Here is a 13,122-nt window from a genome sequence, read left to right as displayed (position 1 = left end):
GATATGGTAAATAGAGTAGATAGGGCAGTGATACTTGCAGCAGGATATAGCACTAGACTAAGACCATTGACAGATAACATACCAAAGACATTGCTTAAGGTTGGAAGATTAACTATATTTGATATGGCAGTATCGGCCCTGATGAACTATGGAATAAACAATATAATAGTTGTAACTGGTCATGCAGCAAATTCACTTAGAGAGCATGTAAAGATTAACTATAAACAGAATAGCATAACATTTAGGTTTATAATAAATGATAAACCTGCTCTGGGCAATATATATTCATTCTATACTGCTAGAGAGTACATGGATAGAGATTTTATACTACTTAACAGCGATGTCCTCTTTCATCCACAGATACTTGAATATCTCTTGATGCTAGATGGTTCTGTACTTGTTGTAGATGATCATAAGCAAGTTGGTGAAGAAGAGATGAAGGTCAAGGTTAATAGCAATGGTATAATCAAGGATATAAGTAAGAATATTCCTGTAGAGGAGGCTGATGGGGAGTACATAGGCATCATGAAACTTACAGGTGAAGAGATACATAAAGTGGTGAGAAGTATAGAATCTCTATTCAAAGAAGGAAAATATAACCTCTATTATGAGGATGCTATAAGATTGATTGCTAATAGAGAGGATTGCTTCTATAAGTGTAGTACCAGAGGTTTACCATGCATTGAGATAGACACGATAGAGGACCTTAACAATGCAAAGAAGATAGCATATGATATAGAAAGAGGTGGATGCCATGAAGGTAAGTATAGATGAGTTAAAGAAGAGATACTTAGAGACGAAGGCTCATGAGAAAGGATGGATATGGACATACTATGTTAGAAGACCAATCTCATATTATCTAGCAATATTCTTTCTCTATTTCGATATATCTGCAAATAAGGTCACTTTACTCTTCTTATTCACTGGTGTAATAGGTTCCTTGCTATTAGCATTAGGAGACTACATAATGTTCATATTAGGAGCATTACTTATAGAATTGGCAATAATACTAGATTGTGTTGATGGTAATATAGCAAGAGTAAGAGGTTCTACAACGTTAGGAAGCGTACTTGATGTCTGGAGTGGAGAGATAATATTAGTATTATCACTATTTATGCTTGGAGTAGGATTATCTGGTTTAGCAAATGAAAACATGATTACCCTATATATATTAAATAATATAATTTCTACTACAAACGGTAATATATTTTTATATATTGGTTCCCTTACTGCTATAGTAAGTTTGGCATCATGGGCTGCAAGGAATAGTTGGCGTGTGATAAGCAAGAATTTTGATGATATGAAACCAACCATTAACGGGAATATTATGAAGAAATTAATAGAGAATATATTCCATTACTCTGGTGCATATTCTTTAACTATGCTTATTGCTGCTATATTTAATATATTAGACCTCTTCTTATTATTAGTTGGATCAGCTTATTGTGTGAATCTCTTTGTAATTATGTATACTATTATAAAGAAAGCATACTCATTAGACAAAAAAAAATACATCAATAACTGCTTTGTTGTATAACTGCCTAGCGAGATAGTTTTAATATACTCATATGAGATTAGGTTATGGATTGGTAAGTATAATGAATCATTGGTTAAGCGTGGGGAGATCCTCTTATCTTTTAATGCATTATGCAATTGGCGTTCTGAGCTAAAGAGGATGAATAGAGGTAAGGAGGGTAGAAGGTTCATCTACCCTAACTCATTCATCATCATGGTAGCATACATCAAGGTATACCTTAACTTACCATATAGGCAGTGTGAAGGTATACTAAGTATTGGAGGATAAGCTACCATTCTCAATACCAGATTATACTACCATATATAGGAGGGTAATGGCTCTTAACATACAGATAGATGATGGTAAGAGTATAGGCATAGGCAATAATAATAATGAAGATGGAGGAGATATCATCATTGCTGTAGATGATACTGGCATAAAGGTAGCAAATAGAGGTGAATGGTTAAGGCATAGGTGGAAGGTAAGACGTGGTTATATTAAGATACATGTGGCAGTAGATATTAAAAGCAAGAGGATACTTGCTTTGGATGTTACTACAGAAGAGGTACATACTACTAGAAGGTTAAGAAAACTAGTAAGCAGTGTATTGAAGCATAATAAGGTGAAGAGGGTGCTAGCAGATGGAGCATACGATAGCAAGGATAATTTTAAGTTCCTTGCTGATAATGCAAGAACTGCTATAAGAGTAAGGAGGAACTCAGTCATAGATGGATATTATGATCATCCTAGGCAATACACTGTATTAGAGCAGCATGACTATGAGAGATGGAAGAGTAATGTGCAATATGGCTATAGATGGATAGCAGTAGAGTCAGTATTCTCTTCCCTTAAAAGGATGTTTAGTGAGCATGTTATGGCTAAGAAGTATATGAATATGGTTAAAGAGTTAACACTGAAGGTATCATTGTACAACCTATTCCTTAACATAACATCAAAATAAGTAGTAGAATGCAATTAAGATAAGGTAGATATCCATGTATAATTAACCAATAAAGTAGTTATGCAACAAAGCACTAAATTCTTATCTTGACACTATTAATGGGTAAAATATATAAGCAAAAATGATTGAATTTCACTCATACCATTAAAGTTCTAGGTTTTCCTGTCGAATTCATGTAATATTAGAGCTAGGAGGCGTTCTATATTTCACGCATCTCATGTCATCTCCACATGCCTTGCGCACGTGTGTTCATTTATCAGGCGTTACGGCATGGTCAAATAATAAACGTTACTCTCCGTAATGATGGCATCCTTACATATGCCTTGATATCCTTTGATATGACATCAATATACGCATACTATTTGAGCATTATAATGGTAGATGATACAACTAGACCGTTGTATTCCAGACAATATATGATATATGATATATCATATATATTATATATCATATATTGTTGTTGGTTAAAGGGGTTATGCCCCTCTATCTGATGTCGTTCAACACCTGTAGAAATTTCTGCTACATATATAATATATCTGGCTATATGGATCTAGATACCAGATAGTGGATGTTGTTAAGATAAGGTTTGACCACCTTATCAAGATGGTTGATCTCTGATTTTAACATTTGGTGAGTCCAGCCTTTGTTTATGTCAGCTTTAGGTGTGACTGTGAATAGGGTTAGGGAGAGTAGGGGTCTTTCAGAGTAATAAGGTTGCTCTGGAGAAGAAGGTCTTTGCAGCGTTGCTCTGCTTCACAGGTCTATCTTATAGGAGGGCTTCCCAGCTCATAGGCTGCTTATCCTATGTTGCTGTTCATGATGCTTTCATAGCCTTGACGAGGGTTCTTCCGAAGCCTGAGCACAGGTATAGGAGATGTATAGCTGTTGATGAGACTAAGCTTGTAGGTCGTCAGCTCATCCTTTGGGCTGCTAGGGATGTGAATACTAAGAAGGTCTTGGCTTTAGATGTAGCTTCACAAGATAATCCTTAGAGTCTGAGCTCTTCCTTAAGAAGGTGTTACAGTGCTGTGAGAACAAACCCTTCTTCCTCGTTGATAAAGGACCTTGGTATCCTGATGCCTTCAAGAAACTTGGCTTAGAGTATTAGGTATAAAACCATTATGGCGTGAGACCTTCGGTATGAGGAACCGTATCAGAGAGGTGGTTCGGCATTCTCAAAGCTAAGCTTAGACGCTTCTACAACAACTTCCCATACAATTCAAGCCTAGACTCAATAGTAAGGATTCCTAAAAAGCCTTCACAGCAAATATACAACTGGGCGATACTTAATGGCTTAACAACATCTTTAATATAATAGAAAGATATAAATAGTCTTCCAAATTTTTTCTAAACTAAATATGAAGAGATCATTTCAAACAATAATATTAGTTATATTATTAAATATTACAGTATTCTTACCTTATTCACATGCTCAAAGTGTAATACAATACGAAATAGAAGAGATAGGAAAATGTGGCTTCATATTTGAATTCTTACATCATAGCAATACCATAATCTGTGCTACGCGTGGTGGTGAGATTAAGCTGTTAGATATTATTAATAATAAATTAACTACGTTATTAAGAATAAATGAACCAGACCCATCTTTTGAGATGGGTTTAGTTGGTCTAGCATTAGATCCATTATTTGAAAGTAATGATTATGTATATTTGTATTGGACATATGAAGATCCAGTGGATCAGAAATATTACAAGAAGGTATCTAGATTTGTTTATGATCATAAAGAAAAAAGGTTAACCAATATGAAGATACTCTTAGATAAGATACCAGCAAATAAGAACCATAACGGTGGACCTATCGAGTTTGGTACAGATGGTCTACTTTACATAACAAATGGAGATGCTGACGATTCTCCTCAATCAAGAAAGCGTATACTTGATAACCCATTCAAGCGGGGTCTAGATGCGCTTGAAGGCAAGATACTAAGGATAGATAGGGATGGTAACGTACCTATTGATAACCCATATCCTAACTCTCCAATATATACTATAGGGCATAGGAATGTATGGGGCATAGCATTTCATCCTATTACGGGATTACCGTATGTTACAGAGAATGGTCCTGAGTCAGATGATGAATTGAATATACTTTATAAGGGTAAGGATTATGGTTGGCCTATAATACTGGGATATGATAAGCCTATAGTAAAAGAAGAAGAGTTTGCTAAATACAACTTTAATCCTTCTAATTATGTCAAACCTCTATGGTCGAGTGGTCATATAACAACTGCACCAACTCAAATGATATTCTATACAGGAAGCAAATATCCAGAGTTTACTAACGATCTATTCTTCTTAACTCTAAATGATAATTCATTGAATAGAGTGAAATTAGCTCCACCAGATTATACTAGAATATCTGAATTCCATGTCTATCCATTGAAAATAGGAGAAACACCTACAGATATAGAAGTTGATGGTAATGGAGATATATATGTATCAACTCTTGCTAATAAGATATACAGGATAAAGTTCTATACAGATATGAATAATACAAATATTGCGGATAAAAGGAAACCTGTATCTTTACACCTTAAGCATGACCTTATCTATTATGAAGGAGATGTTATATCATTCAAAGCAGTATTGCTTGATATCAACGGTAATCCCATCTTCTATAAACCGATAAACTTTATATTGGATGATCAGGTTATAGGTACAGTTAGAACTAAGGATGATGGTTCTGCATCGATAAATTATCAACTAGATTTAACTGGTAAGCATGTCATGAGGATAGAATTCTTAGGAGATGAAGATTACATGTATGCTTCTGAGTCTTATACGTTCGTATCAATAGCCAAGGATATGGTTACTAAAACATCTACCTATGAGACCTTGTTCTTCGATGATGATAGACTAGATCCTAATACCATAGTTAGATTATCTGTATTCCCAGTAGAGGATGGTAAGTTAAGCAATGTTAGTCCAACCATATTCTCCATCGAACTTATAGATAAGGAGACACTCTTAACCATGAATGATGTGGAATATGATCTAACAATAGTTAAGGATGATGGTATAGTACTGCTATCAGAGAAAGGTAAGGTAGGTTCAACTATACATTCATATACATTTGGTAGGGAAGATAGTAAGATTACTCTCAAGATAAGGTACGATGATAAAGAGGCTACATTAGCATTTACTGTTGTTCCTGAGTTTATGGAAAACGCTCTTCTTATATCTATACTTGCGATGCTTATTCTTGTTTCTATATTCAAGATGAGTAACCTCATAAGGACACTACATTATTAATGGCCATCATCTAGAATATATCTGCATATTATTTAATATTGGCAATTGCTTTGTTACATAACTTGATAACATAGCCATTCTTAACGTTTCTAGTACCATGTCATGTTAGATCTATGAAGTAGACCCCACATATATTGCAGATCTCATAGTTATACAACAAAGCACAACAAAGTATTAAATAAACTATTATATTATAAATAAATAAGGAGGTATGCTGTGATTTAGTTATATTATTTAACTAGATTGCCACTCTCCTCCATCTATCCTATAGAATATCTTTGCTACTCCAGAGCCATTATCGGTAGCAGTTATAGTTATAACATCATCATCAGTAAGCATAGCACCATCCTCTATGTTTACACTAACAGTTGGCGGAGTGTTATCCAACACTACTGTCATGCTCTTAACACTACCAAACTTGTTGCCAGAGGTTGCTCTATAGAATATGGTGTATGGGCCATCCTGCAGCGTTGGTTGAAGGTTGAATGTTACACTATTCCCTGTAGATGTTATCCATGCTGTATCTGATGGGGTATTGCCAGCAGGTACTATCTGGTACTGTACCTTAAGCAGGGTGTATGGTGTGCTTACGGTTATTGGTGTTGATGAGGATACGAATGTAAGGCCATCCCTAACAACTACAGGGTTACCAAACTCTATTGCAACAGCATCCAGAGATATCCTTTTGAAGTTTAGAAGTCTTATGCTACCTCTCACACTCAACATATCCATGGCATAGAACTCTAGAGTATGCTCACCTTCTCCTATCCCTGCTGTAGGTATGTTAACGCTATTATTGCCTGACATAATGTTATAATTGCTTATGTTATATTGAAGAATAAAGTATGAAAGATAACACACATAAGGCTTAATAATAAATATGGGGAAGCTTAGAAGAGGTAAGTATAAGAATGACTGAACAGGTAGAGGATAAGCGATATAAATATGTTGCTCATCATCCTCAAGCAAGCATAATAAGGCTTAACAGGCATGATATTAGAAGGCTTACATTTGCACTCCCCATGCTTGTAGTAGGGGGTATAGCATTACTCTTCTCCTACATATACACTTCGCTCATACTAACATTCATAGGTTTAGGACTAACATTCTGGGGCTCAGTTATATACTATATAACATCATCACGCTACTACCCTGCCCATTTATTCAGGGCAGTGGTAGAGGCATACAGTAAGAGTATTGATTCTACACTATCAAGCCTTGGTTACAATATAGATATTACCAAGGCAGTGCTATTCTATCCAAGACAACTCAGGCTTGGAGGCTTTACCCAAGGCTACATCTTCGTAAACAAAGATGGTATAATGCAAAAAGGGAACATAATCCAACTTGGTCAGTACCTTGAGGGATGGGATGGACAGGGTAGTAATGGAGGTAGTAGCAATACCATTGGTAGCAAGGATACATCCGCTAGAGGTGAAACTCCAGCAGCAGTATCCCAATATTCAGGCATGCTCATAAAGGCACCAGCACAAGGCCTGATAGACCTCTTTGAGAGCAGGTTAGATTCAAACTTTGCTTTAATGAGCATGGATGAGTTGAGCATGAGCATAGAGAGGCTCTTAATTGAGGAGTTCATGCTTGCAGATAGAGTTGAGATAAGCAGAGAGGATGATACTGTTAGGGTTACTGTGAAGGGTAGGGATACTGCAATGATATGCTCTAGCATGCATGGTATAAGCACAGCACTATGCCCAATCTGCTCAAGCATAGCATTAGCAGTAAGCAAAAGCACTGGCAAGGCAGTCATGGTTAAGGAGAGTAGTATTGGGAAGAGGAGGGTTGATACAGTGTACTCGCTTTTGGAGATGGTATAGATTTATGCATATGCAGGAGTATAGGATAGGTTGGGTGTATATATGGTGGTAGATCTGTTATGTACGCATTTGCATTCAATCTCTGGGATATAGGATTGTGGCTTGCAGTATCCTCAATAATACTGCTCATAACATCTGAACTACTTGCACCATACTATGGGAGGATGAAGGTGCTCATCGATGTTAAGAGGCTTCGAATAATTGCTATAGGCTCTGGTCTAACATTCCTTGTAATAGCAGCAATAAGGATATCAACTATAATAGGGTGATGTGGAATGGGTAAGGTAGAGGAAGAGGGGGTACTGAGAGAGATAGGAATAGGGATAGGGATGAAGGGGAAGAGGCTGCTACAGCTGAGGTTGATGACTAAGAGAATGGGAATATCATACCGCTACTACTATTATTACTTAATGGTACTTGCCTTACCACTACTACTGGTACAATTCACCACAACCATCCATCAAGATCATAATCTTAATAATTATAACCACATCAACTACATAGTAACCATCCCTACTCCTCCTCATCCCCTTCTTCTTCCTACTACTCCCTTAGCATATGCATCTGATATAGATGACCTTGTGCATCAAGCACTTACAAAGATAAGGGAGGCAGACTCTGCTGGTACAGATACCTCACATCTAGTTGAGAGGCTCAATGCTGCACTCAGCATAATAAGGCAGGTTGAACATGGTGATCTTCCAGGGTCATGCTCAAGCAGGGATGAGTGTCTTGCAACTGCTATAGATATGCTCAACTCTATAGCAGATGATGCTGTAACATTACATAAGCAGAAGGTAAGGGAGAATACAGAGAGGTTCTACATGAACCTACTCGTATATGCACCGATAGGCGCTCTAGCATCATCTGTAGCCTCTACAATACTATATGTGAACCTGAAGGGTTACATGCAGGCAAGGATGATGGAGATGGATGTGAGAGAGGTAAAGGAGGAGTGAGTTAGATGGTAGGGAGAGTTATAGATTCATACATAGTTAAACCATTAAGGTCTAGGCAGTTCCTCATCATATTAGCAGTGCTTATAGCAGTAAGCATGAGCATAGCATATGTTGCATCTGTGCCAAGGAATTATGAGAGGTTTATGAGCCTAAGCACTCTAGGTAGAGGGATGATGGCCTCAGACTACTATCCCTCAAACACTCCTGATATAGGCTTGGGGGATGAGGTCCTCTGGCATATTCAAGTGTATAACAGGATGGGGAGTGCAGAGTACATAGCCATAAGGGTAAAGTTACTCAATGCTGATATGCCAATACCAGATGATAACATGCATACCCCAAGCCCCGTGGAGCATGTATATGAGATGAGGCAAGTTGTTGCTAATGATGCAACAATAACTATGCCCTTGAAGTGGAGTGTAGCAACTGTTACAAGGGAGAGTGGCGATGATGGGGGTAGATATGTTGTAATTAAGGAGATGCTCATCAATGGTGAGAGGATAAGCACAGATGTTAAGAGCAAAGATGGGAGGAACTTCAGGCTTGTCATGGAACTATGGAGGTACAATCCAGAGAGTAGAGTATTCGAGTTCTCATGGCTAGATAGTATGAATGAGAGGAGGAGTGTGTGGAATCAGATATGGTTCAACGTAAGGTAGAGGAAGAAGAGGTAGGGGCAGGCAAGGATAAGAATAATAAGATCAAGTACAAGAGCATAGAGCAGATCCTCAAGATAGAGGATAGGGATGATATGCTTGAGCAACTCGTGCTCTATGCGGTAAGGAACAACTGTAGTAAGGTTAAGGATATAGTTGATATGCTGATGAACAACGATCTTATCAAGACAAGGCTCTTTTCTTCCTCTTCTTCCTCCTCTTCCTCTTCATCAATAACCATAGATGATATTCTAGATGCTGTTAGGAGGCTTGCACATAAGAAGGCTATAATGCTATACAACTCAAGCATAACATCATTCAAGGATTACCTGAAGAATATGTATCTGAGCATGACACTCTGGATAACTGTAATAGTCACTGCTGTAACCATCTTAACAATATATGTGCTTCCAGATGCAATACCATGGAGCATTGTAAGGATAGTTGTAGGAGGGGCCTTTGTGCTCTTCATCCCTGGCTATGCTCTAGTGCAGTTGCTCTTCCCTAGCAGAGAGATGGATGTAATAGAGAGGGTAGCGTTGAGTATAGGTTTGAGCCTTGCTGTTGTTCCATTGACAGGGTTCCTATTGAACTACAGTCCATGGGGCATAAGGCTTGATCCAATTGTTGCATCTATGAGTGCTTTAAGCATAATACTTGCATTGGCAAGTGTTTATAGAGCGTATATGATGAATGTTAAAACTGTGAGAGGAGAGGAGGATGATGATTAGGAGGATGAAAATTCAGATAATCAAAATATCCTTGTTAACGGTTTATTTAGAATGTCTAACAACCAGTTAGGTGTGACTTACTAACCTTTACAGATAGTTCAGGATTCTCCCATATGTAGTAGTGCTTCTCCTGAGCAAGCATTGCAATGTTTGCTACTGCCTTGGCAAGTATATGCCTATCATGTAGTGCAGTGGTTGAGTACTCTCTACTCCTACCAATTGCATTACTTACAGCAAACCTTACCTTGCTCACTACGTTCAGAACCTCCTCTACAGTATCATCATCCATACCTTGCAGAATTGAGTAGCAGTAATCTCTACTTGCTGCTAGCCTACAATTGAACCCATAACTCTCCAACTCCTTCAGTACTCTAACATACTTCCTATCAGGCTCATATACTATCTCTCTCATCCCTGCCTTGACGAAGAATGGATTGTATCTACCCATAACAGCTATGCTCTCAACATACCTCTTCCCTACTAGAGGCATTGTATGCCTTACAAGCATCTTTGCTATGCCTATGCTTCTAAACCTTGGTAGCACAACTACTCTGCTTATAGTTATAAAATCCCTGTTAACCTCCCCTATGCTAGGTACTCTTCCAAGCGCTATGTTCCTTCCCCTGCAAGATGGTGCTGGCATGCTGTAGAGTATGATGCCTACAACCTCCCCCTTGAGAGTTGCATTGAATACATGCTTTATTCCATAAGGTCTACTACCCCTGTAGTGGTACTCCTCTAGCATATGCCAATCATCTATACAACCTTTCTCTATCCTAACATGCTTGAGGAGGGAGCATTCATGATCTGAACCATAGCTCCCATCCTTCACATTACTACTAGCAGTAATAGTAACACTACTGTTACTATTACTACTACTATTACCATCATAATTCTTAACAGTAAACCTGCCTATGCTCTTACCTCTACCATACTCTATGCTTATCCTAGAGCCATAGCCTTTGCGTATAAGCACATCAGGCTTGAGATCATCAGCAAGATCATCATGTGCAGTTGCAATCAACAAGGTCTTCTTCTTTGCCCTTGCAATCTTCTGGAGCATGTACGCAACAACCTTGGCAGTATCCCTATCTAGGGTTGAGCAGAACTCATCAAATACTAGCACTCCATACCTACTCTCTCTTGCTAGAACCTTTGCTACCCTATACCTGTACCTCTGCCCATCACTCAACTCCCTGTAGCGTCTAAGGAATAGATACGCATCGTTAAGCCCAACGCTACTTAGTAGCCTCAGTGCATCATCAGTGCTAGAACCTATGCTCTCCACAAGTATCTCATCCTCATCTATCTTGATGTTATCAGCAATGCATACCTTGCCGAATATCTTATGTTTAGAGATACGTTCTGCAAGTGTCCTAAGCAGTATAGACTTGCCAGATCCAGACTCGCCAGTTATGTATACAACATCCCCAGGCTCAACATCAACCTTTACAGCATCTAGCACTCTGAATATCCTTGTGTTAAGGGCTATCCCAAATGCTTGAGCAACATCTATTGCTCTATCTGTTCTAGGATAGTCTTGCTCAAATACAACATCTATGGAGAATAGCATGAAGGATCCTTAGAAATGATAAAAAGTATATGGTTAGGTACAATAAAAATTAGGTTCTTATGCTTAGTTGTTACTCCTCTTGCTTCTTCTTCTTGTACAATGCTACAGCATATGGCAGTATATCTATCTCTTCTCCTGCCTTCACATCCTTATCAACCCTTATGTACACACTTGGAAGATGCTCTATACTTCGCTCTCTAACTATCTTGCTAACCCACTTTGCTGATATGCCAAATACCTTTGCTATATGCCTGTAGGAGTATGATAGCGAGAGTAGGTGTATGCATAGTTCCTGTAACTCCCTTATGTATGCCCTCATATCAAGATCCTTACTGCTCTTTATCTCATCAAGTATTGAGCGTATAGCCTTGACGCTCTCATTCATTCCTGCTATATGTGATCTAACCTCCTCCTGCTCCTCTTCTAACTGCTTCAACAGAGCAGGGTTGTTCCTTAACTTACTTGTAAGATCCTTAACCATGCTCAATAGATCCTCTAAAGTTATCTGTGCATCTGTTATTGCTAGAAGTATCTCCTTGCTACTTCCTCTTCCACCACCATCACCATTGTAATCAACTCCTGAACCACCTCCATACTCACTATCAATAGCCCTACCTTCTATACCATGCCCATAATCACCATATCCCTCAACTGAATTGTAGTAGTTATCATTACCCATCTTGTTATTGTTTTTGCCCTTTACCTTCAGATACTTCTCTGGCACTGCTTTGAGTATAACTGCTTTAGAGATCTCCTCCCCTAGATCCCTAAGCAGCTTATCAACTATCCTATCTATTGGGTAGCCCATAAGCTCCAACTCCTCTGCAAGTTCTGCTATATCATTAGCCTTTAACCTGTTGAACCTTCTATACTCCTCAAGGAGTTGTTGCTTCTTTATGTTGTATGATGCTAGAGCCTCTAGAGTCATACTTATACTTCATCCTCCCTTATTATGGGAACTTTCTTATTTTTTGCCCTCCACCAGCGCATATAGAATCTATAGTAACATCTTTTGCATAAGTCACTAGCATATATTTCTTTTATGTAAGAACATGACTTACATCTCCTAATATGGGGAATGTTAATATTATTTACCATTTACTTGCACCTCCTAACAGTACCTCCAGCGCTCTATCCTCTTCACCACTTGCACAATCTCTGCTATAGTTGTAGTTACATCCTTATCTTCAACCTCTGGCTCATTTATCCTTACCCACTCCTTTAGGAGCATGCATATAGCCTTTGGATCATCCAAGCCCTTGCCTACCAACACACCTAATATGTATGCCATCTGTATCCTAAGATCCTCATCCAGTATATGCATGGATACTACCATAGCAGCATCTCACCCCATATACTCATAACAACACTAAGCATCTCAACAAGTTCGCTCTCCTTCATGGTGCCTACCCAAGAGGTTATTGCATATGCATTGCTATCAAGCATGAGAGAGTATGGATCATCGATGTATGCATTTCTGCATCTGCTGCTTAAGAATCTGCATACCTCATCTAGATACCTAATGTACTTGTCTGTTAACGTTATAACCCCTTCTTCGTCCTCTTCCACTATACCAAGGTTCATGAGCCTAGTTATTGTATCCTTATTCATATGCAGTT

Annotated in this window: 15 protein-coding genes; 10 read left to right on the top strand and 5 right to left on the bottom strand. The window is 38.4% G+C overall.

All coding sequences use genetic code 11. The features are described from left to right. Window positions 1-3: 3 nt before the first annotated feature. From CRG89_RS06135 to CRG89_RS06115, 5 genes are all read left to right on the top strand, one after another. Window positions 4-774 (top strand): phosphocholine cytidylyltransferase family protein, encoded by a 771-nt coding sequence (locus tag CRG89_RS06135; protein WP_103287410.1) that lies wholly within the window; start codon window positions 4-6, stop codon window positions 772-774. After that, window positions 755-1,537 carry a CDP-alcohol phosphatidyltransferase family protein gene (locus tag CRG89_RS06130; RefSeq protein WP_103287409.1) on the top strand — a complete coding sequence of 261 codons (783 nt, stop codon included), beginning with the start codon at window positions 755-757 and terminating at the stop codon, window positions 1,535-1,537. Before CRG89_RS06135 ends, CRG89_RS06130 begins: the two co-directional genes overlap by 20 nt. A gap of 69 nt (window positions 1,538-1,606) precedes the next feature. After that, a complete protein-coding gene (locus CRG89_RS08810; protein WP_158648758.1) occupies window positions 1,607-1,804 on the top strand; it encodes a transposase in 198 nt (65 codons plus the stop codon). Then, window positions 1,794-2,477 (top strand): IS5 family transposase, encoded by a 684-nt coding sequence (locus CRG89_RS06125; RefSeq protein WP_103287408.1) that lies wholly within the window; start codon window positions 1,794-1,796, stop codon window positions 2,475-2,477. The genes CRG89_RS08810 and CRG89_RS06125 overlap by 11 nt, the downstream gene beginning before the upstream one ends. A 1,358-nt stretch (window positions 2,478-3,835) precedes the next feature. After that, on the top strand, window positions 3,836-5,749 hold the full coding sequence (locus CRG89_RS06115; RefSeq protein WP_103287406.1) for a PQQ-dependent sugar dehydrogenase: 1,914 nt from the start codon (window positions 3,836-3,838) through the stop codon (window positions 5,747-5,749). A gap of 234 nt (window positions 5,750-5,983) precedes the next feature. On the opposite strand, the gene CRG89_RS06110 is transcribed toward CRG89_RS06115, so the two are convergent. After that, on the bottom strand, window positions 5,984-6,556 hold the full coding sequence (locus CRG89_RS06110) for a hypothetical protein (protein ID WP_103287405.1): 573 nt from the start codon (window positions 6,554-6,556) through the stop codon (window positions 5,984-5,986). Between the two features lie 104 nt (window positions 6,557-6,660). Here CRG89_RS06110 and CRG89_RS06105 point away from each other — a divergent pair, with 104 nt between their 5' ends. The 5 genes from CRG89_RS06105 to CRG89_RS09000 are packed head-to-tail and all read left to right on the top strand — an operon-like array spanning window position 6,661 to window position 9,930. Then, window positions 6,661-7,584 (top strand): hypothetical protein, encoded by a 924-nt coding sequence (locus CRG89_RS06105; RefSeq protein WP_103287404.1) that lies wholly within the window; start codon window positions 6,661-6,663, stop codon window positions 7,582-7,584. A gap of 59 nt (window positions 7,585-7,643) precedes the next feature. Beyond that, window positions 7,644-7,853: a hypothetical protein gene (locus CRG89_RS06100; RefSeq protein ID WP_103287403.1), complete on the top strand. Its 210-nt coding sequence runs from the start codon at window positions 7,644-7,646 to the stop codon at window positions 7,851-7,853. A 6-nt stretch (window positions 7,854-7,859) separates the two neighbouring features. After that, window positions 7,860-8,543, top strand: coding sequence for a hypothetical protein (locus CRG89_RS06095; protein ID WP_103287402.1), 684 nt, complete (start codon window positions 7,860-7,862; stop codon window positions 8,541-8,543). Window positions 8,544-8,548: 5 nt separating this feature from the next. Further along, the gene (locus CRG89_RS06090) at window positions 8,549-9,202 is read left to right on the top strand and encodes a hypothetical protein (RefSeq protein WP_103287401.1); all 654 of its coding nucleotides are present in this window, start codon (window positions 8,549-8,551) and stop codon (window positions 9,200-9,202) included. Continuing rightward, window positions 9,184-9,930: a DUF1616 domain-containing protein gene (locus tag CRG89_RS09000; protein WP_197706709.1), complete on the top strand. Its 747-nt coding sequence runs from the start codon at window positions 9,184-9,186 to the stop codon at window positions 9,928-9,930. Before CRG89_RS06090 ends, CRG89_RS09000 begins: the two co-directional genes overlap by 19 nt. A gap of 55 nt (window positions 9,931-9,985) precedes the next feature. Here the strand turns inward: CRG89_RS09000 and CRG89_RS06080 are convergent, their stop codons facing one another. The 4 genes from CRG89_RS06080 to CRG89_RS06065 all read right to left on the bottom strand — a co-directional run bounded on the left by CRG89_RS06080 (window position 9,986) and on the right by CRG89_RS06065 (window position 13,114). Further along, window positions 9,986-11,503 carry an ATP-binding cassette domain-containing protein gene (locus CRG89_RS06080; protein ID WP_103287400.1) on the bottom strand — a complete coding sequence of 506 codons (1,518 nt, stop codon included), beginning with the start codon at window positions 11,501-11,503 and terminating at the stop codon, window positions 9,986-9,988. Window positions 11,504-11,573: 70 nt separating this feature from the next. After that, a complete protein-coding gene (locus CRG89_RS06075) occupies window positions 11,574-12,431 on the bottom strand; it encodes a hypothetical protein (RefSeq protein WP_103287399.1) in 858 nt (285 codons plus the stop codon). A 183-nt stretch (window positions 12,432-12,614) separates the two neighbouring features. Then, the gene (locus tag CRG89_RS06070) at window positions 12,615-12,839 is read right to left on the bottom strand and encodes a hypothetical protein (RefSeq protein WP_103287398.1); all 225 of its coding nucleotides are present in this window, start codon (window positions 12,837-12,839) and stop codon (window positions 12,615-12,617) included. After that, the gene (locus tag CRG89_RS06065; RefSeq protein WP_103287397.1) at window positions 12,833-13,114 is read right to left on the bottom strand and encodes a hypothetical protein; all 282 of its coding nucleotides are present in this window, start codon (window positions 13,112-13,114) and stop codon (window positions 12,833-12,835) included. Before CRG89_RS06065 ends, CRG89_RS06070 begins: the two co-directional genes overlap by 7 nt. Between the last annotated feature and the right edge of the window lie 8 nt (window positions 13,115-13,122).

It is taken from the genome of Candidatus Nitrosocaldus islandicus (genome assembly GCF_002906215.1).
Lineage (GTDB): Archaea > Thermoproteota > Nitrososphaeria > Nitrososphaerales > Nitrosocaldaceae > Nitrosocaldus > Nitrosocaldus cavascurensis.
Note: the sequence above shows the minus strand (reverse complement) of the source record. Positions and strands in the feature narration are given on the sequence as shown.